At 55.5% G+C, this 18,915-nt stretch carries 16 protein-coding genes; 7 read left to right on the top strand and 9 right to left on the bottom strand.

Annotated elements, in window-relative coordinates; translation table 11 throughout:
• Positions 1-6 precede the first annotated feature (6 nt).
• Genes GF111_RS08415 through GF111_RS08405 form a run of 3 tightly spaced genes read left to right on the top strand, consistent with a single transcriptional unit; the run spans position 7 to position 4,874 of the window.
• Entirely contained in the window at positions 7-1,128 is a 1,122-nt protein-coding gene (locus GF111_RS08415) for an efflux RND transporter periplasmic adaptor subunit (RefSeq protein ID WP_038871286.1), read from the top strand.
• Positions 1,128-4,181 (top strand): efflux RND transporter permease subunit, encoded by a 3,054-nt coding sequence (locus GF111_RS08410; RefSeq protein WP_134267163.1) that lies wholly within the window; start codon positions 1,128-1,130, stop codon positions 4,179-4,181. The genes GF111_RS08415 and GF111_RS08410 overlap by 1 nt, the downstream gene beginning before the upstream one ends.
• 51 nt (positions 4,182-4,232) lie before the next feature.
• Positions 4,233-4,874: a MarC family NAAT transporter gene (locus GF111_RS08405; protein WP_060435476.1), complete on the top strand. Its 642-nt coding sequence runs from the start codon at positions 4,233-4,235 to the stop codon at positions 4,872-4,874.
• Between the two features lie 320 nt (positions 4,875-5,194).
• On the opposite strand, the gene pqiC is transcribed toward GF111_RS08405, so the two are convergent.
• From pqiC to GF111_RS08385, 4 genes are all read right to left on the bottom strand, one after another.
• Positions 5,195-5,752, bottom strand: coding sequence for a membrane integrity-associated transporter subunit PqiC (gene pqiC / locus GF111_RS08400; RefSeq protein WP_047728820.1), 558 nt, complete (start codon positions 5,750-5,752; stop codon positions 5,195-5,197).
• Positions 5,749-7,395, bottom strand: a complete 1,647-nt coding sequence (gene pqiB, locus GF111_RS08395) for an intermembrane transport protein PqiB (protein ID WP_162419854.1) — start codon at positions 7,393-7,395, stop codon at positions 5,749-5,751. Before pqiB ends, pqiC begins: the two co-directional genes overlap by 4 nt.
• Entirely contained in the window at positions 7,382-8,605 is a 1,224-nt protein-coding gene (gene pqiA / locus GF111_RS08390) for a membrane integrity-associated transporter subunit PqiA (protein ID WP_038874500.1), read from the bottom strand. Before pqiA ends, pqiB begins: the two co-directional genes overlap by 14 nt.
• A 159-nt stretch (positions 8,606-8,764) precedes the next feature.
• Positions 8,765-9,703: a VirK/YbjX family protein gene (locus GF111_RS08385; protein WP_048232775.1), complete on the bottom strand. Its 939-nt coding sequence runs from the start codon at positions 9,701-9,703 to the stop codon at positions 8,765-8,767.
• A 585-nt stretch (positions 9,704-10,288) separates the two neighbouring features.
• On the opposite strand from GF111_RS08385, the gene GF111_RS08380 reads away from it, so the two are divergent.
• Positions 10,289-11,068 carry an alpha/beta hydrolase gene (locus GF111_RS08380; protein ID WP_055313632.1) on the top strand — a complete coding sequence of 260 codons (780 nt, stop codon included), beginning with the start codon at positions 10,289-10,291 and terminating at the stop codon, positions 11,066-11,068.
• 437 nt (positions 11,069-11,505) lie between these two features.
• Complete coding sequence (locus GF111_RS08375) at positions 11,506-11,724, top strand: TM2 domain-containing protein (RefSeq protein ID WP_015376761.1); 219 nt, start codon at positions 11,506-11,508, stop codon at positions 11,722-11,724.
• A gap of 48 nt (positions 11,725-11,772) precedes the next feature.
• On the opposite strand, the gene GF111_RS08370 is transcribed toward GF111_RS08375, so the two are convergent.
• A complete protein-coding gene (locus tag GF111_RS08370) occupies positions 11,773-12,306 on the bottom strand; it encodes a hypothetical protein (protein ID WP_038873104.1) in 534 nt (177 codons plus the stop codon).
• 460 nt (positions 12,307-12,766) lie between these two features.
• Positions 12,767-13,687, bottom strand: a complete 921-nt coding sequence (locus tag GF111_RS08365) for a LysR substrate-binding domain-containing protein (protein ID WP_047728809.1) — start codon at positions 13,685-13,687, stop codon at positions 12,767-12,769.
• Positions 13,688-13,802: 115 nt separating this feature from the next.
• Between GF111_RS08365 and GF111_RS08360 the strand changes: the two genes are divergently transcribed.
• Together GF111_RS08360 and GF111_RS08355 are read left to right on the top strand one after the other, a co-directional pair.
• On the top strand, positions 13,803-14,525 hold the full coding sequence (locus GF111_RS08360; protein ID WP_147191081.1) for an isochorismatase family protein: 723 nt from the start codon (positions 13,803-13,805) through the stop codon (positions 14,523-14,525).
• 67 nt (positions 14,526-14,592) lie between these two features.
• Positions 14,593-15,708, top strand: coding sequence for a hypothetical protein (locus tag GF111_RS08355; protein ID WP_224217828.1), 1,116 nt, complete (start codon positions 14,593-14,595; stop codon positions 15,706-15,708).
• Between the two features lie 3 nt (positions 15,709-15,711).
• Here the strand turns inward: GF111_RS08355 and GF111_RS08350 are convergent, their stop codons facing one another.
• From GF111_RS08350 to GF111_RS08340, 3 genes are read right to left on the bottom strand one after another with little or no spacing between them, the layout of a single operon-like run.
• The gene (locus GF111_RS08350; RefSeq protein WP_147191083.1) at positions 15,712-16,416 is read right to left on the bottom strand and encodes a hypothetical protein; all 705 of its coding nucleotides are present in this window, start codon (positions 16,414-16,416) and stop codon (positions 15,712-15,714) included.
• Positions 16,417-16,432: 16 nt separating this feature from the next.
• Positions 16,433-17,608 carry a hypothetical protein gene (locus tag GF111_RS08345; protein WP_047728803.1) on the bottom strand — a complete coding sequence of 392 codons (1,176 nt, stop codon included), beginning with the start codon at positions 17,606-17,608 and terminating at the stop codon, positions 16,433-16,435.
• Entirely contained in the window at positions 17,605-18,891 is a 1,287-nt protein-coding gene (locus GF111_RS08340; protein WP_147191085.1) for a hypothetical protein, read from the bottom strand. Before GF111_RS08340 ends, GF111_RS08345 begins: the two co-directional genes overlap by 4 nt.
• Between the last annotated feature and the right edge of the window lie 24 nt (positions 18,892-18,915).

Raw genomic sequence — 18,915 nt, 5'->3', positions numbered from 1 at the left:
TGTCTTATGTCAGTTGGTTTTTTCAGGTTAATAAGTGCGGTCAAGAGCGTGTCCCTATTTCAAAACTGGAAACTCTTTATTATTCCCGTGTTTGTGTTTTTGGTGGGGTGTGATGATAAAGCAAAGACAGAAGAGGTGCCTACACGTCCCGTACGGACGCTTGCCGTCGATAATCCGGTTGGCGGAGTCTTAATAAAGCATACCGGAGAAATTCGCCCCCATGAGGAATCTCAGCTCTCGTTTCGCATTGACGGCCGGATCCTCAGCCGGCCGGTCGATGTGGGGGACAAATTAAAGGCGGGGCAAACGATCGCGACGTTGGAGCCCAGAAATAACGAGAATCAGGTGCGCAGTGCGCAGGCCGAACTGGCCGGTGCCGTTTCTTCAGAGCGTCTGGCTGCTCTCAATTTCAGAAGGCTGCAATCATTGCTCAAAACCGGTGCTATCGCGCAGGCTCAGGTTGATGAAGCGCGGGTCAATCTTGAAGTCGCGGCGGCAAAACGCGTCTCTGCTCAATCGAATTTGAAAATCGCTCAGGAGCAATTGGGTTATACCCGTCTCGTTGCGCCTTCAGATGGCGTAGTGACTTCGGTTAATCTGAATCCTGGACAAACTGTCAGCGCAGGGCAGGGGGTCGTGACGCTCTCACTCAATCAGGGAGTGGATGCCGTATTTGACGTTCCAGAAGCAATTTTGTACAGCAATCTGTCCGATAATAAAGTCAAGATTGCGCTGCTTTCCGATCCTTCCGTCGTGACTGAGGGCGTGATCCGAGATGTGAATCCACAGGCGGATAAGCAGACGCGCACCTGGCGAGTCAGAGTCTCGCTGTCGAACCCTCCAGAGAAAATGGCTTTGGGCGCGACGGTGCAGGGAAGTATCGTGATCCCGGGGCAGGCAGCGTTTGTTCTGCCGGCGTCTGCGATGACCCGTGATGGTGCGGATCCTGCCGTTTTAATCGTTCAACCGGATACATTAACCTTGGCATTGCGCAAAGTTAACGTTATTCGCTATAGCTCTGAGGACGTGTTTATTGCTGATGGCCTCAAACCTGGTGACAAGGTGGTGATCGCCGGCGTGAGCAAGTTACGGCCAGGGGAGAAAGTGAGTTTGGAGGATAAATTCTGATGAATGCCTCTGAACGCGAGAAGTTTAACCTGTCTGCCTGGGCGCTTGCCAATCAGCAACTGGTTGCCTTTTTTATGTTGGTTCTCACCATTGCCGGGGTGATGAGCTATTACAACTTGCCGCGCAATGAAGATCCGGCGTTTACCATTAAAACGGCGGTGGTTTCCGCGAGTTGGCCTGGGGCCTCTGTGGAGGATACCGTCAATTTCGTGACCGATCCGTTGGAGAAGAAACTTCAGGAAGTTCCTTATCTTGATTATTTGGAGAGTTACAGCCGGCCCGGCGAGTCGGTTATTTTTATCTATCTGCGTGATAATACGCCGCCGGAGAAAGTGAAGGAACTGTGGTATACGGTCAGGAAAAAAATCAAGGACGTTTCCCCTCAGCTGCCTGCCGGCGTCAGTTCACCTGCCGTCAACGATGAATTTGATGATACCTACGGCACCATCTATGGCTTTACGCGTGAAGGATTCAGCGAGCGCGAACTGCGCGATCTGGTTGATAAAGTTCGCACGGACGTCTTAACGCTGCCAGACGTCGGGAAAGTGAACCTGCTGGGCGTAAAAGAAGAGCAGGTCATCTTATCATTTTCACCGCAGAAAATCGCGGGCATGGGGCTGACGCTCGACCAAATCAAAAACGCCATCAGCGCACAAAACGCCGTGACTCCGGCCGGAGAAATCAGAACAGACAAAGATAAAGTCATGTTGAGAGTCAGCGGCGCTTTCGCATCGGAAGAAAGCCTCAAACAGCTGACACTGCATATTCAGGATAAATTCGTTCCTCTGACGGATATTGCGACTATCTCTCGCGAGGCGGTCGATCCGCCGACGCCGGCCTTCAGGGTTAACGGGGAGTCGGCGATTGGCCTGGCCATCTCCATGGCCCCGACAGGCAATATGCTGGATTTCGGCAAAGCGCTTAACGAAAAGATGGATGATATCTCCAGCCGCTTGCCTGCGGGTATCAACGTGCTGAAAGTGGCCGATCAGTCGACGGTGGTGCATGACGCGGTGGGGAGCTTTATGAAAGTGCTCCTTGAGGCGGTCGTCATTGTGCTGGCTGTGTCTTTCTTGTCATTAGGCACTCGTGCCGGGTTAGTGGTTGCAGCATCCATTCCGCTGGTGCTGGCCATGACGTTTATCGGCATGGAAATTGCCGGCATAGGCATACAGCGTATCTCACTCGGCGCGTTAATTATTGCGCTGGGGTTGCTGGTCGATGATGCCATGATCACTGTAGAGATCATGATGTCGCGCCTGGAGAAGGGAGACCCTGTCAAAAAGGCGGCGACAAAAGCCTGGACGACGACGGCTTTCCCGATGCTGACCGGCACATTGGTCATGATCGCCGGTTTTATCCCGGTCGGTTTCGCAACGTCGAGTGCGGGGGAGTACTGTTATTCTCTGTTCATGGTGGTGCTGATTTCACTCATCAACTCCTGGATTGTTGCCGTACTTTTTTCACCGCTGATAGGCGTGTGGCTTTTACCTAAGGTGATGAAGGAACACGCCCACGGTAAAGGTAAAGTCATGCAAAAGTACGAAAGTGCATTGCGATATATCCTTAAGCGCCGAGGGATGACCTGCATCGTGGCGGTTCTGTTGCTGGCCATTGCTTTTATCGGATCCTCACACATGGAAGAGGAGTTTTTCCCCGCTTCTGACAGGCCGGAGTTGCTCGTCAGCCTGACTCTGCCGAGAAATGCCGTGCTGGAAGATACGGCGAGGGAAGCCATTCGCTTGGAGGAAATCCTCAAGAAGGATCCCGATATTGATCATTTTACGACGTACGTTGGATCGGGTGCCGTGCGGTTTTATTTGCCGATGGACCTGTTGCTTGATAACGAAAATATCGCTCAATTGGTCGTGGTTACCAAGGGACTTGAAGAGCGTGACGCCGTGAAGTCCAGGCTTGAAAAAATTCTGCAAAAAGATTTCGGCCATCTTGTTACGCGTGCTTCGCCGTTGGAGCTGGGGCCCCCGGTAGGTTGGCCGTTGAAATATCGCGTTTCCGGCCCGGATCTGACCAAAATCCGTGAGATATCCATGGAGTTGGCGGCGAAATTCGGCGACAACCCGCAGACAAGAGAGGTCAACCTTACTGCGGGAGAACCACAACGAGAACTCTATATAACGCTTAATCAGACGGAAGCGAGAGCCTTGGGATTAAGCTCTCAGGATGTCGCAAGCGCTCTTGCTGAAATGTATTCGGGGTCCGCTGTAACGACGATCAGAGACAGAAATCGTCAGGTTAACGTGGTGCTGCGAGCTTCGGAAAACACGCGGAGAGACATTGAAACCGTCGCGGATTTGCAATTAACGACGGCCGATGGGCGCGTGGTGCCATTAAAGCAGATCGCAACGATAGGCTATACGTTGGCCGAACCTATTCAGTGGCGGCGGCAACGAGAGCCTTTCATTACGGTGCAAATGGATATTGCGCCAGGGCTGAATGCGTCCGGCGTATCCAAGAGTTTGGCGCCTGTGGTCGATGAATTGCGCAAAAATTTACCGCCGGGATATCATATTACCGAGGGGGGAAGCGTCATTGAAGCCATGAAAGGCAACCGTTCAGTATTCGCGGTTCTGCCAGTGACCCTATTGGTGATGCTGATCTTGCTGATGGTGCAGTTGCGTAGTTTCTCACGCATGATGCTGGCGCTGTTGATTGCCCCCTTCGGTTTGATTGGCGTTGTCGCTGCCATGTTACCTACCGGAACGCCGATGGGGTTTGTCGCGCTTCTTGGCGTGATTGCGTTGGCGGGGATGATTATCCGCAATGCCGTGATCCTTATTGAAGAAGTGGAAATAAACAGGGCGCAAGGTGCGGATAATACTGAGGCGATCGTCGAGGCGTCACTGCATCGCTCCAGACCGATACTCTTGACGGCTTGTGCAGCAATATTAGGGATGATACCTATCGCGCATCAGGTGTTTTGGGGGCCTATGGCCTATGCCATTATTGGCGGGTTATTCGTTGCCACCCTATTTACCCTGACGGTATTGCCGGCTGCCATCAGCGCCGTTCTGCAGTGGGAGAAGTCTCGATAGAACTTACCCCCGGAGATAACTCCGGGGGAGTCTTAAAAAGGAGGTAGGCAGATGTTTGAGTTATTTAAACTTATTGGGCTAGGGTTGGTTTTATTGCTGCCGCTGGTAAACCCATTGACCACTGTAGCTCTTTTTCTTGGGCTTTCAGGCGACATGTCTGAACAAGAAAAAAAGAAGCAGTCAGCGATGGCGGCTTTCTATGTCTTTGTGATTATGATGGTTTCATGGTATGCCGGTAAGGCTGTTATTAATACCTTTGGCATATCCATTCCGGGATTACGAATTGCAGGTGGAATGATCGTTGCCTTTATTGGGTTTAACATGCTGTTTCCGCAGGATGTGAATAAGTCTCAAAGCGGCGAGAAGGGAAAAAGCAAAAATATAGCATTTATCCCCTTGGCAATGCCCAGTACGGCAGGCCCGGGTACCATTGCTATGTTGATCAGTGCTGCGTCGACATTCAGCGCTGAAACATCGCATCTGGATTTATGGGTCGCCTATACCGCGCCCCCCCTGATTGCGATAGCCATTTCTCTGATTTTATGGGTATCTCTACGGGCGTCACTGGGTGTTATGAAGCTTGTAGGAACAGCGGGAATCGATGCTATTTCCCGAGTGATGGGATTCCTGCTGGTCTGTATGGGGGTTCAGTTTGTTATAAATGGCGTCCTTGAACTCGTCACAATGCAATAAACGTGAACGCTTCAGTGTCTGATATGCATGAGGTTACGCTTATCAGACGAGAATAATATCTAAAACCTTATATCTATATCAGTTCTGATAATGCTCTGATGCTCTTGGCGGCCATAAAGTTTTTTTGCATGGGCAACGCTGTGAGCGCCAGCGGTAATGACTGTCGTCATGCTGTTATTTTTTATCAAAAAGTTCCCAAGTAGGATGGGAACTTTTTGTACTTTTTATTTTATTCTGGTGCGTCGTCAACAGGCCTAATCCCGAATCTGATCCCATCACCATAAGCCGTCACCGGCGCATTATGGCTGTTGAGTGCCATTTCAGGGGGACAACACCTTGGCGATAGCCTGAGCTTCCTGCTGCCAGCCCTGCGCCAGCGTGCGCACCAGGGCATCATAGCCGTCCTCACCCTGTTTCAGCTCCAGACTGAAAGGCCGTTTGATCAAGCGCCCCTGGCGGTTCAGCACCCACTCGCCGCGAACGATCGCCTTGCCGTCAAAGCGGCCATGGAAACCGCTGATGGTCACGTTCAGCACATCCTGATCGCTGCTCATCGGCTGCGAAGAAACCACCCAGCCCGGCAGCGCGCTGCTCAGGTTGGTGACCAGCGTTTGCTGCAGCTGCTGGTCAAGCGGGCTGGCCCACAGGTTGTTCTGGGCTATCACATACTGTACGTCGTTGGTCTGATACACCACACCGCTCTGCGCCAGATAATCCGCCACGCTCACGTGCTCCAGCCACAGCTGGCGCGTGGAAGCGCCGCTGCTGCCGGCCGCGGCCGGCGCCCCCAGCGCCGGCAACTGATAGTAGGTCTTCTGTGGCGAACTGCTGCAGGCGCTGAGCAACAGCGCCAGGGCTACCGGGATCCATTTCATCATTTCGTGGCCTTCTTCGGCTGAGGGTCAGTGCTGCCGGCGGCTTCAAACACCAGCGCGTTGCTCTTCTCATTCAGGGTGCGCAGCACCGGTTGCAGCTCACGCAACACCTGGTCGAGGCGCTGCATATCGCCCACCATCTTGTTGTAAGCCGGTGAACCTGGCTGGAACCCTTTCATGCTGCGGTTCAGCTCCAGCAGCGTTTTCTGCATGTCCTGCGGCAGCGCCTGCATCTCTTTACTGGCGATGATGTCGTTCAGCGACTTCATGGTCTGCTGCGTCGACTTCATGGTTTTCTGACTTTCCGCCAGCGTCTTGGTCGCTTCGTTGATCATCGGATTGATCGGCATCGCGTTGATCTTGTCCAGCGTCTGCATCAGTTTCTGCTGGATCTGCGCCAGCCCGCCGCTGGTGGTCGGCATCAGCGGATAACCGAACAGCTCGCGCGGCCCTTTCCACGGTTTTTCCTGCGGATAGAAGTCGAGATCGATATACAGCGAACCGGTCAGCAGGTTGGCGGACTTCATCGAGGCGCGCATGCCGCGCGATTCCGCGTCTTTCAAGAGCCCTTCAATATCGAAGTTGCCGCCCAGCTGTTTATGAAGCCGATCGGGCTCAATGCGGATCAACACCGGAATGCGGTAGTCGTTATCCAGGCGCTGCGCCATGCCGTCTTTATAGAACGGCACCTGCGCTACCGTGCCCAGGCGGATGCCGCGGAACTCGACCGGGGCGCCCGGCTGCAGGCCGCGTACCGAATCGGAGAAGAACAGCAGGTAATTCTTATGCACGGTATACAGCGAATCCTGCGTGCTGCGCTGGTTGTCGAACAGCCGGTACTCTGCCTTCTCTTTCGCCGGTTCACCACGATCCCAGCCGTCCGGCACGTCGAAGCTGACGCCGCCGCTGAACAGCGTGGTCAACGAGCCCATCTCCACCCGCATGCCCTGCGCCGACATGTCGAACGCCACGCCGCTGTCTTTCCAGAAGCGTACGTTGGTGGTGACCAGCTGGTCGTAAGGCGCGGTAATGAACAGCTGATAGCGCATGGCGCGTTCTTTAGGATCGAAGTAGCTGGTTTCCACCGACCCGACGCGATAGCCGCGGAACAGCACCGGGTCGCCGGCGTTGAGCTGGCCCGATTTCTCGCTGTCCAGCACGATGCGCAGCCCCTTGGCGTCCGGGGAGGCGAGCGGCGGCGCATCGAGCAGCTGATAGTTGTCTTTGCCGTCTTTGCCCTTGCTGCCCGGCTGCAGTTCGATATAGGCGCCGGACAGCAGCGTGCCCAGCCCGGAAACGCCTTCACGGCCGATCTGCGGCTTCACCACCCAGAAGGCGGAGTCCTGACGCAGCAGTTTCTCCATGCCGGCATTGAGACGCGCCTGCACCATCACCTTGCTCAGATCATCGCTCAGCGTGACGGTTTCCACCACGCCGACGTCCACGCTACGGCTTTTGATTTTGGTTTTACCCGCTTCCAGCCCTTCCGCCGTCGTGGTGACCAGCGTCACCACCGGCCCCTGATGGCTGAAGTGGTAAAACAGGATCCAGGCGCCGATCAGCGCGGTCACGATGGGAATGATCCACACCGGCGACCAGCGTTTGATCTTCTCAACGTCTGCGACGCTATGATTATTTTCCGTCACCTTGCGGCTCCTTGTTGATTGTTTCACTTGCGCGATCCCAGGTCAGCCGGGGATCAAATGTCATGGCGGCGAACATGGTGAGGATCACCACCAGCGCGAACAGCACGGCGCCCGTCGCAGGATAAATGCTCATCAACTGCCCCATTCGCACCAGCGCCGACAATACGGCGATCACAAACACGTCGATCATTGACCAGCGGCCAACGAACTCGACCACTTCATAAATCAGGTGCATCCGCTCGCTGTCGGCACGCGGCTTCTTCCTGCCGTTGGCATCCCAGCATAACCAGCCGATCGCCAGCATTTTCAGCGACGGCACCATGATACTGGCGATGAAAATCACCATCGCCACCGGATAAGAGCCGCTCCCCCACAGCAGGACCACCCCCGCCATGATGGTGGAATTCATCTTGTTGCCCAGCGCCTCGGTCACCATGATCGGCATCAGGTTGGCCGGGATATACAGCATGATGGAGGTCACCAGCAGCGCCAGCGTCCACTGCAGGCTGTGGCGGCGGCGCACGTAGCCGTTGGTGTGGCAGCGCGGGCAGCGCACCTGATTGGCCGGCAGGATCGCCGTGCAGCAGGCGCAGGAGCGCACGCCCTGGCGCATGCCGGTGCGCCCCACCGTCAGCGGGCGATCGAGACGCGGTGCCGGTTCGATGTCCTGCCACAGCCAGCGCCGATCCACGCACTGGAAGGCGCGCACCTGCAGCAGGCAAAACAGGCAATAAGGCACGAAGCTGCTGCCGATGCCGATATCGCCGTAGGCCATCAGCTTGACGAAGCTGACCAGCACCCCGGCGAGGAAAATTTCCACCATGCACCAGGTTTTGAACTGGAACAGCACCCGGGCCATCCACGCTTTGAGCCCCAGCGGCAAGCGCACTTTGGCGCACAGCAGAACGATCGCCACCATGCAAAACGCCGGGATCAGCTGCACGAACACCATAAACAAGGTGGCCATGCTGGCGTAGTCTTCCGCCACCATGACCTCCGGAATTTGAATCAGCCGGATTTCGTTGCCGAGGCCGGCGACGCGCATGTTGATAAACGGGAAAATGTTGGCCAACACCAGCATGAACAAGGCGCTGAGCGCGTAACCGATCGGCCGCTTGCGCGGTTCGTCCCAGCGGGTGCTGAGCGTGGTTTTGCAGCGCGGGCATACCGCTTTGCTGCCATAGGCCAGCGGCGGCAGCGCCACCAGCATGTCGCATTGTGGGCAAAGCGTCTTATCGTGTGACGACGCGTCGATGTGCTGTAGCGCTGGCCGACAGAAGGATGGCAACTGGTTTTCCCTGCGATTGGGGGGCAATGTACGGGATATTTGACTCAAAAAACTGTCCCAAGAATGATCATGATAGCTTCATTAAGCGATTTTCGCGTAGAGGTTAGTCGCATTAAGCGTGCGAACTTGCTCTGCTATATCGTCTATGATCTGAAAACGTCGGCGATACTCCGCCCGCTTTTTACTGGGTATATGTTCCAATGATTTTCTTTCAAACGTCAAGGGCAGCTGCCAGCGCCACGAATTCTGTTTTACCCCACCGATTAACGACCAGAAATCGTCGTAACTTGCATGCAAATGTCGGCCTTTACTCATTCGATACCGCAGTGAGCGAAAAACGTGTCCATTATCGCTGACGCCATAAATAGCGCGCACCGCGGTGAGATCAGCAAGGTGGCTAATAAACTCTATCAAAACACGTTTGGGGAAAATACCCGACAGAGCGCGCGTAGCTTCTTTGATGGTCTCATGGGGGACATGTCGTCCAGGACCTTGCAGGCCACCAATGACGAAATGCCATTCGGCCCTCTCGGACACGGCAGAAAAGGTCGCGCTGGCGAGCAGTTCTTTATTGTCGCCACGCAACCATAGCGTTGACTCGCCCTCGCGTTCTGCTTTGTGCGCACAAGAGGCCGAAATGGTAAAACGAGCCTTCTCTCTGCCGGTGAATTCCGCCAAAATCGTTTCTTCTCGCGATATCAGCGCGCTGGACAGTGCTTTGTTACTGAGAGAGGACACATACCGGTAATGGCTGACAATTGCCGATGCACGTTGTTTGGCATTGAGGTTGCGCGTCAGGTATTGCCGGTGCGTTTTACACGGGAATGTGTCTTGATTATATAGCATCGATTTCAACTCACTCTGTAGAGTTAAAATGGATAGTGATTTTTTAGTCGATGAATAGTATAAAATAAGGCGAAGCAAGAACTTTGCACGGAAGCTCTTTTTCCTCCACGCCGGACCAGGGACGATCTGTCCCGAGAGTAATTCTAAGATAATATTTCTTTCCAAGATTTTCATCCTATAAGTGCGTTTTTTATTTTGATTTTTCGTTTATTAATTGATGGTATTTTTGATATTTTAATGGGTGATTCTTAATTTATTATCCATGATCTATCAAGGTTTGATGGAGGGGACGCTTTTAACCGGACCGCATGTCGCCCTGAGTCTGCTTCGGCCGGCCTTTTGCGCATGCGGTTCAGGTTGTGCACCTGGTTGGTGAGCAGTACTAGTTGCGGAGAATGTAGCTGCAACCTTAATCAATGTATTGAAGTGACATGGTAAGGTTGAAAATAGTGCATAGGGTGAACGGCTTTCCGATAAATTTTTTCTTAATAGGACAATTATTGGTAACGCCTGCCTTGTAAGAAAAATGCGGTGCCGGCGTCAAATACCTATTTGTGGGAGAGTTCTCTGTTTGTTGCTGAGTGATAATGTGCTGCAAGGTATATATCAGCGTATTTGTTTAATCATTCACACAACCAGCAAGTGTCGTAAGCAGAATAATCTGTTGCTACGGTTGAATCTCACCGTCTTTTCTCTCCTCTGGGAAACGACATTATCGCCAATGTTAAACCATTGGCTTGTTTATAAAGTGAGGTTGTTATGTGTGGATGTTTGATTTCAAGAACGAAGGACTTTAGCTTTAATGGTCAGCGTTATAGCGTTTTTATTGCGCATGACAAGCAAGCGCATGGCGATTTAAAAGCGCTTTACTTTCTCGATGCCAATACTCAGTTCTCCAGGCTGACTGAACACCATCGGTGCAGAAGTAACGACAATATTCTTTATGTCGGCATCGGCTATCAGGATGGGGTGGATATACTAAAAGCAAGAACCCGCGACTATACGGTTCCCTCTGATGATAAAGAGTTTATTGACGGTGGCGGAGCGCCGGCATTTTATCAGTTTATCACCACATGCGTTAAGCCCTGGATTGAGTCACACTACTCAATCAATATAGACAAACAAACGCTGGCAGGTCATTCACATGGCGGGCATTTTGTACTTTATACGTTGTTGAACCATCCTGACGCGTTTCAAAATTATCTGGCGGCCAGCCCATCGATCTGGTGGGGGAATGGGGTGTTGCTTCCTGATGGCAAGTTAACAATCGCTGAAAGCGTTAATAAAATAACCCTGATGATCGGCGAGTATGAAGAAAAGGTTCATCCGCAAAGCAATCAAACGGAAAGAGAGCGGGTGACAAGAATTAATGCAACACCCAAATTGCGAGTCAGGCATCTGGCAAAAAAACTGATCGAAGATGAGCAGCGCTGTGATTTTATTTTCTGCTCAGGGCGTCGTCACGCGGGGGTCATCAAGGATTATGCCCTGATGGCGAACGCGATCGCGGCGCATAATATTCAAAGTGATGGGCTTTAGTGGCTAGTGGCGTGATGTGATCATTTTTTTGAACGCCTGCAAGTGAGCCGCTTTTAGTCGTCTGCAGGTATTCACCAGGGAAACTAAAAATGAGAACGGTATGCCAATATCAGGCAATGAAAATCTGTTTTAACCTTATCTCTTACAATGACTGCTGCGGGATCATTGTCGTCCATCTATTATGCCGACGAGATCCTGCAAGCGTACGTGTTTTTTGAGCCGAAACCGGGCGTCTGTCGCCTTACTTCCCATGCTTCCCTCTGCTTATCCTTTCGCCGGTTAAACAACCGTTTAATCATCCGCTGTTATAATTACCCCTGTTGAGTCTTGATGGATGAATGTTTTTCTCCTCAAGCATTGCGATGCGGCGCTCTGCGGAGCGGCATCCGTTTTCGGGACATGCCGGTGGTTCGGTGAGAAGTAAGGAGAAGTGCACTATGAGCAGAAAAGACAAGCTCGCGGCGGCCCTGCTGGCCATCTTCCTGGGTGGGCTGGGCATTCACAAGTTTTACTTAGGGATGAAGTGGTGGGGGCTGTTCTACCTGCTGTTCTGCTGGACGGGGATCCCTGCGATTGTCGGCTTTATCGAAGGCATTATTTATCTGTTCCAATCGGAAGAGAAGTTCAACCAGAAATACAATCCTGGCCTGATCTGATTTTTATTGCGGCGCTTCCTGCTAAGGTGAGCGCCGCTTTTCATTCCGCTACTGTTTTTTCATCATCATCTTGCCGCGCATCTCTTTGCTCATCATTTTATTCGAGCTGGAGATTACGCAGTTATATTGCTTGCCTTGGTTGATGATCATAAAGGTGCTGACCGGATTTTTAAAATCCTTGTCGATGGTGAAGTAAATATAGGCCTGCGGCAATGCGGCCGGTTTAAAGGCGCCGAAGGCATACACATCCGCCAGGCCCAACGCGGAGAGATCGACCGTCAGCTCCATGGGCTTCATGGAATCCGGCGATGGGAACATCGATTTGGCCGACATCATCATGGTGCTGCTGTTGATGGTGTAATCGGTTTTAACCTTCATGCCCATATATTTCGATTCCGGCATGGAAAGTTCTTTTTTGCAGGCGGCGTCGTGCTGCGGCGCCGGGCTGCCGTTTTCCATCACGGCGTGCACGTGTTCCAACATCACCGCCGCGCTGCCGGTGGTAGGCTGCGCATCGGCCGCGTAAGCCACGCCGCTGAAGGCGGCTACAGAGGTAAGGATAATGCCTGTAACGATTTTCATTGTCGCTCTCCGGAATACTAATAATGATATTAATTGCGGTGTGTAGCCTATTGGCTTGATAAAACGCAAGGTTACCCGTTCCGTGGAAATAACATCCCCCCGGAATATTGCTATGAAATGGTTTCCACCCTCGTGGCTAGCGGGGGTGATTTAACTTTAACAAACGCCTTTATCTTTTTTGTTTGGCATTTTTATCTGCATATAAATAGTATGTCTAAACATAGTCAATGTTTAGAATATACACAAATTATTGCAGTTTTTTTCTGCATTCATTTTTAATTTTTTAATCTGGTTATAAGTATTTCATTGATATTAAGAGAGTTGTTTCTTTACGTTGGAATCACTCTGTGAAGCGTTATTTATGTGATTCGTGCAGTTACATAAATAACGTCAAGGGTAATATGGATATATTGCCAGGCTTATTATTCACTTCGTTTGGAATAATCACCTTTACCTGCTGTTAGCGGTCGTCCAGCAGCGGCGGTATTTCCCGGCAAAAAAATTCGATCAGCGCTTTTACCGCCGGTGGCACACCACGCCGTGATGGGTAAAGCAGCACCAGCTCGCCATTTTGTGGATGCCACCCGCTGAGCACCTCTTGTAAATCCCCCCGCGCGAGCGCCTGGCGGCAAGCATAGTAGGGGATACCGCAAATGCCTTGTCCATCAAGGGCGGCATGCAGGATGACCTGCAAATTATCGCTGCTTAACCGGGGCGAGAAGGGCACGTTAATCACGGCGTTTTCCGGCCCGTAGAGCCGCCAGCCCGGCGCGCCTTGCTGTGGCGGGTAAAGCAGGCAGGGCATATCGCTCAGCTGCTGTGGTGTTGCGGGGGCACCGTGTCGCGCCAGCCATACCGGGCTGGCGGCCAGCAGCCATTTGGCGGTGCCGAGCCGCCGTTGAATGAGCCCTGCGGCCTCGTTGGCGATGCCAAGTCCGCGGAGGGTGAAGTCCAGCCCTTCTTCCAACAGATCTACCCGTCGGGCAGTGACGTGCGTTTCCACGTTCACTCGGGGGAAGCGCGCCATGAACGTCGGCAAAATAGATGCGATCACTTCGTCCGCCAGCAGCGGTGACACGCTGAAGCGTACGGTACCGTTCGGTTCCGCCAGCGTGCGCAAGGCCGCCTGCTGGGCCTGGTGCGCTTGCTGCATCATTGCGACGCAGTGCTGATAGACCTCGTGGCCGACGTCGGTGAGTTGGAGACGCCGCGAGGTTCTTTGCAGCAACCGCAGGTTGAGTTGGCGTTCCAATTGCGCCACCTGGCGACTCAGGCGAGAGGTTGGGATGCCCAGCGCTTTGCCGGCAGCGGTAAATCCTTTGTGCTCAACGACCTGGGTGAAAAAATACATGGCGTTGAGATCGAGCGGAAAAACAGACATCGCGCACCTCATTGTGATCATTTTTGCAATGATAGCTTCTATTGTCGCCTATTTAACCCTCATTGATGCGGTTTTATCCTGCAGGCACACCATTGTTGAAATGAGGATAAGCATCATGAAAAACTTTTACCGCACGTTGGCCTTGACCATTGCGATGGCCGGGGCGGCGCAGCCGGCCTTCGCCGCGCCGGCTGCGTCGCAGCCGCATACTCAGACGCAGCAGGCGTCTGGCTCTTTGCAGCTGTTGGATCGCAACAACTCGGTACTGTTGTTGGTTGACCATCAGCTCGGCCTGATCACCGGCGTGCGTGATATGGACAGCGCGGCGCTGAAACATAACGTCGTGGCGCTCGCCAAAGCGGCCCAGGTGATGGGGATCCCGGTGGTCGTGACGTCGACCGGTGCCAACGGTCCGTTCGGGCCGATCATTCCGGAGCTCAAGGCTGCGTTGCCGGGTGTGAAAATTATCGATCGCCACAGCGTCAACGCCTGGGACGACGCAAACGTGCGCAAAGCGGTCGAGGCCACCGGCCGCAAAAAGATCGTGATCGCCGGCGTATCGCTGGAAGTGTGTGCCGGGTTCCCGGCGATCACCGCCAAAGCGGCGGGGTACGACACCTATGTGGTGATCGATGCCTCCGGCACTTTCAACCAGTCCAAGCATGAAGCGGGGATGGCTCGGCTGATTCAGGCCGGAGTGATCCCGACGGATTACGGTACGGTGGGAGTAGAGTGGCTGGGGGATAATGGCGATGCCAAAGCCGGTGAGCTGTACGGGGCGCTGGATATGCCGGCGACGACCTTGGTGAATCAGCTGTTCCAGGCCAAGGGCAAATAGCGCCTGGCCTGATGGCGATATTTTTCAACTCCGCTAACCGCCTGAGCTAGAATCAGGCGGTTTTCTCGTGGAAAAGGATATCGCCATGGCCGCCTGGGCCCTTTTGATCGTCGGTTGGTTGTTGATTTGGCGGGATTACCCGATTTTCGGCGTGCTGTGCATCGCGCTGTTCGCCGTGCTGCAATGGGCGAAGTACGTCGCTAAAGGCGCGCAAGACCCCGAAGAGGCCGCAGAGTGGCGCAAGACCGACTGGCGCTCGCAGCCGATTGAGATGGCGCACGCCGGCGACAGCGATCGGCAGATTGGCGGCGTGGGGGAGCTGGGCATGGGCGGCCCCAATTTTTGGACGCTGCTGCTGCGCGACGGGGCGATTGTGCATAGCGCCTGTGCCGCGCCGCAGGACGTGGACGGCGGCAAGCTGCGCCTGATCCCGACCCGCAGCCGCGAGGGTGAGGGGGTGACGGTGTACGAGCCTGCCGCCCGAATGATGTACGCGCTGCCTGCATTGACCGATCGCGAGCAGGCGGCATTGGCCGCCGGTTCCGCTGAGGCGCTGGCGCGGCTGCGGGCGAGGTGTCGGCAGGCGGAGGCTACGCCGCTACGTCAGGTGCGCGGTCTGTGGGTGCCTCAGTGGGCTGAGGATCCGGCGGATCGTCTGGCGATCGCCTTACCCAGCGGGCGGGCGCTGGCGGCGCGCTCGATGTTGCCGATGGATTTGCGCCATGCGGACGATCCTGCCGCGCTGCTGCACGCGCCGCCTTATGAGCTGTTGCTGGATAACAGGCCGACCAATTTCTTCGTGTGCGATCTCGATCGCGTGGCGGAATCCCCGGCGGGTGACGGCTTGAGCGTCGGCGGCTGCCAGTTCCACGGCGAGCATATTGTCGATGGCCTGTACCATCTGCACTTCGCCGGCGAGTGGTTCAGCCTGCTCTCTCACGCGCACAAACCGGCGGGCGGGCGCGGTTCGGACAGCACTTTTTTCGTCGAACGGGTCGAGCCGCAAGACGGCGGGGTGTTCGTGATTGAATGGGATGCCTACGGTGCGGGGCTCGGCGGACGTGAGGCGCGCGTAGCGGCGCCGCCGGTCTTGGTTATCGCGGTGAGCTGGCAGGAGCTGCCGTTGCAGCTGCCCACGGCCAATAACCGCGTGACTGTGCGCTTGCCCAACGCCACGGCGTAAGGCTTAAGGCAGCACCCTGACTTCGCCGTTGTGCAAGGTCAGCACGGCGATCGGGCTGCCGGAGAAGCACTCCCTAAAGGCCCAACCGCTGGGCCGAAATGCCGCCGCTGGCAGCCCGGCCTGCCACTCCTCCCACTGCGGAGCCGGCCGATCCGACGGTAAAGAGAAAGAGACCAACCAACCGGCTTCGCAGTGCACCCTTTGGCCGGTTGGACGGGTGAAGGTATGCGCACCTGCCAGCTCCATCACCGGCGGTAAAACCTCGAAGGCGATGATCGGCACGCCGGCCACGCTCTGTGGCTGAGGAAAACGCACGGCGGTCACGCCGTCCATCGTGATAGGGCTGTCTTCGGTGCCGGGCCGGCGTGGCTCCTGCCGATTTACCCAGCTTCCCTTCGGCAGCGTGATTTCACCGAGCGGCTTTGCCTCGTCGAGCGTCAGGTAGCTGCGTTGATTCCAACGATCTTCCGCCCGCTGGCTCTTGATGTCCTGGATGGCCATGCCGATCAGCATCAGCGCGCACGCCACCGGGTAGACCGCCAGCGCCGAGGCCAGCAGATAGCCGCCCCAGGAGAGCGGCGGTCGCGGGCGGCCGCAGCGGGCAGAAGCGTAGCGCCAGCCCCACCAGGTGAGCAGGATACCGGTGAGCAGCAGGGCCAACAACAGCGCCAGCAATCCTGCGGCGCCGGCGCCATAACCTAGCAGCATGGCAGGTTCTTCATGTTCACGGCGTGGTGGAACGATAGCGGACGAAGTAGGGCAGTGGGGGGGGCTCCCCGTCATCGCCATAGTGGCTTTCCGGTTCGATCACGGTCTGGCGTGCGTCGTCGCGCCCGTTGTAGCGGTACTCCAACGGCTGCCGGTAGCGCACGTCGGATGAGCGCAGATCGAAAATCAGCGAAAGACGCGCATCGCCGTTATCCGTTTGGGCGACCAGCTTGTCGTTGCCCGCCCACAGCTGATACAGCGATTTATCGCCGTTTTCCAACAGCACCGTCAGCTGCCCGTCAGATTGATAACGCAGGAGCTGATACAGCCCTCTGTCCAGCGTTTGCGCGATCAGGTAGATGCCGCCATCCGGGGCCTGGGCGCTTTCCTTTACGCGCACCGCGAGCCAATGCAGTTCGGCCACCTCGCCGGTTTTGCCGTTAACGGCGATGTGCAAGGCGCCGGAACCGAGCACCGGGTTCATCCAGAACAGCACGCGATCGCCATCAACGGCGGTAAAGATCTCGGGCATGGATTTGCGCTTACCGGAGGCGTTAGCCGTCGGTGAGTCCTCCTCGCCGCGCTCAAAGCCCAGCAGCTGCCGCGCTTCCAGCTGTGCCGGCAGATCCAGCGTTTGCCGCCAATGGGCGCCAAAGTCCGGGCTGTAGAATACGCCTTCGGTGCTGATGAAATACAGCGTGCGTTTCCCCGGCTGCGCCACCAGTTTGCCGCCGATAAAAGAAGGCAGGCTATCGTCGCCCTCGGGCCATGGGATCAGCGCCCCGAGGGTGCCCCGTTGCACATCGACCAGCCTGCGCCCCTTGGACAGAAAAAGCACGCACTCCTGCTCGGCGCAAACCGCATCATAGATCAACTCGTCGAGTTGCCCCAGCATCTGCAGCCCCTTCGGGCCGGTGAATAACACCTGGCTGAGGTAGTTGGCCGCCCAGCCGTAAAAGCTATTGTAAGCCCCGCTCTCGCTCCTTTTGCTGATGAGCAGCAGAGCGCCGTCCTGCGCCGGGTAGCTGTGGATGAGATCGTAACGGGCTATCGTCGGCAAGGCCTCGTCGCTCTGGGTCCATTGCCACTGTGCATAGCGTTGTTCAGGGGCGAGAAAATAGACGCCCAGCGCGCTGGCCAAAAACAGCGTCAGGATAATAAGGGGTCTTTTATAAAGCGCTAACGTCATCATTTCAGCTCCGTCACCTGTTCCTGCCGCCATAGCCTGCGGCGCAGATTGCGCAGGTATTTGAACGTTTTAAACGTGCGGTGCTGCTCAAAAGCGTAGAGGCGGCAGATCTGGGCGAAGCCCTCGATCAGCAGCGCCAGGCCGCTGATCATCAGCATCATCAGCAGCAGAATCGGCGGCAATTCACTGCCGAGGCGACTCAGGGTCCAGGCATCCAGGTAAAAGCCCGCTGGGGTATCGGCGTTATCCCACACGATCAGGCCGAGCATCAAACACATCACGATCGCGCCGAGGATGAAGACAACGCGCGCGCTCAGGTTAAGACCGGCTTCGGTGAAGTATCGGCTGCCGCCGATGAGATAGGTCTGGCGATCGCGATGGTTGATGATCCCACGTACCGTAGGCAGCTCGGGGACGGTGTCGTTTTCGCAATACAGCACCTGCAGCGGATCGCCTTTGGCGATGAAAAGCGGATGTTGCCGACGAAATACCGGATGCAGTTTGGTATTGGGGACGTTGAGCGCGCGGGTTGTCAACGCGAAGTGCGTCTCCTTCTGGCGCCACGCATAAGTGTCCAAATACTGCACCTGGCGCGGGATCTCATAGTGGAGGAGTTCGTAGCTCAGGGCGTTGACCGTCTCGATGCCGGAGGCCTCGACGCCGTCAGGGAGGGGAAACTCGGTTTGTTGCGTTGTGGGCACTGGCGTTGCGTCTGCACGGACGGCCCGGTATTTGATGCCGGGGATTTTCAGGCTGAGCGAGCCGGGCGGCGTGACGTCTTGCCCCAGCAGCACGCGATCCAGCGTCCTGAGCAGGCGCCTGCGGCCGCGGTGCGCGATCAGCAGGAGTTCTGAACCGACGAACAGCACCAGGCCGATGCCGATAAGGCCGGCGATGATGGCGATAAAGAACAGGGCGATGGTCAGCCAGGAATCTTCCCGGTCCATGATGAAAAAGCCCGTCGGGAAACCGCCGGCCAGCACCGCGCCCAGCAGCAGCAGGGCAACGTATTTTAGCTTGTATTTCAGCGTTCTGTCGGGCTCCAGGCGGCCTTTAGTGCCGTGCAGCAGCCAGTGCAGCCAATAGCTGCCGTCCCGCAGGCGGTGGGCGCCAATCTTCACCCGATCGCCGGCGGCGAGCCTGGCCAGCAAATTTTCGCTGTCGCTGAAGTCGTCACGGTAAAAAAAGAACGTTTGGCCGGAGGCGATGATCCTCACCAGGTTGTCGGGCGCCGTCTGTTGGCAAGCGCATTGCTCGACGGTCACATTAAAAAATTGGGTTTGCATGTCATTCCCTGTCAGCGGGCGTGG

Source organism: Serratia sp. HRI, from assembly GCF_010119335.3.
Taxonomy (GTDB): Bacteria; Pseudomonadota; Gammaproteobacteria; order Enterobacterales; family Enterobacteriaceae; genus Serratia; species Serratia nevei.
Note: the sequence above shows the minus strand (reverse complement) of the source record. Positions and strands in the feature narration are given on the sequence as shown.

What these genes read in the sequence shown, in the direction of transcription:
- pqiA (WP_038874500.1), bottom strand. Translation starts at nt 8,605, where the DNA reads ATGCTGGTGGCGCTGCCGCCGCTGGCCTATGGCAGCAAAGCGGTATGC.
- GF111_RS08345 (WP_047728803.1), bottom strand. Translation starts at nt 17,608, where the DNA reads ATGATGACGTTAGCGCTTTATAAAAGACCCCTTATTATCCTGACGCTG.
- GF111_RS08360 (WP_147191081.1), top strand. Translation starts at nt 13,803, where the DNA reads ATGAAAAACTTTTACCGCACGTTGGCCTTGACCATTGCGATGGCCGGG.
- GF111_RS08350 (WP_147191083.1), bottom strand. Translation starts at nt 16,416, where the DNA reads ATGCTGCTAGGTTATGGCGCCGGCGCCGCAGGATTGCTGGCGCTGTTG.
- GF111_RS08370 (WP_038873104.1), bottom strand. Translation starts at nt 12,306, where the DNA reads ATGAAAATCGTTACAGGCATTATCCTTACCTCTGTAGCCGCCTTCAGC.
- GF111_RS08365 (WP_047728809.1), bottom strand. Translation starts at nt 13,687, where the DNA reads ATGTCTGTTTTTCCGCTCGATCTCAACGCCATGTATTTTTTCACCCAG.
- GF111_RS08405 (WP_060435476.1), top strand. Translation starts at nt 4,233, where the DNA reads ATGTTTGAGTTATTTAAACTTATTGGGCTAGGGTTGGTTTTATTGCTG.
- GF111_RS08410 (WP_134267163.1), top strand. Translation starts at nt 1,128, where the DNA reads ATGAATGCCTCTGAACGCGAGAAGTTTAACCTGTCTGCCTGGGCGCTT.
- pqiC (WP_047728820.1), bottom strand. Translation starts at nt 5,752, where the DNA reads ATGATGAAATGGATCCCGGTAGCCCTGGCGCTGTTGCTCAGCGCCTGC.
- GF111_RS08380 (WP_055313632.1), top strand. Translation starts at nt 10,289, where the DNA reads ATGTGTGGATGTTTGATTTCAAGAACGAAGGACTTTAGCTTTAATGGT.
- GF111_RS08385 (WP_048232775.1), bottom strand. Translation starts at nt 9,703, where the DNA reads ATGAAAATCTTGGAAAGAAATATTATCTTAGAATTACTCTCGGGACAG.
- GF111_RS08415 (WP_038871286.1), top strand. Translation starts at nt 7, where the DNA reads ATGTCAGTTGGTTTTTTCAGGTTAATAAGTGCGGTCAAGAGCGTGTCC.
- GF111_RS08340 (WP_147191085.1), bottom strand. Translation starts at nt 18,891, where the DNA reads ATGCAAACCCAATTTTTTAATGTGACCGTCGAGCAATGCGCTTGCCAA.
- GF111_RS08375 (WP_015376761.1), top strand. Translation starts at nt 11,506, where the DNA reads ATGAGCAGAAAAGACAAGCTCGCGGCGGCCCTGCTGGCCATCTTCCTG.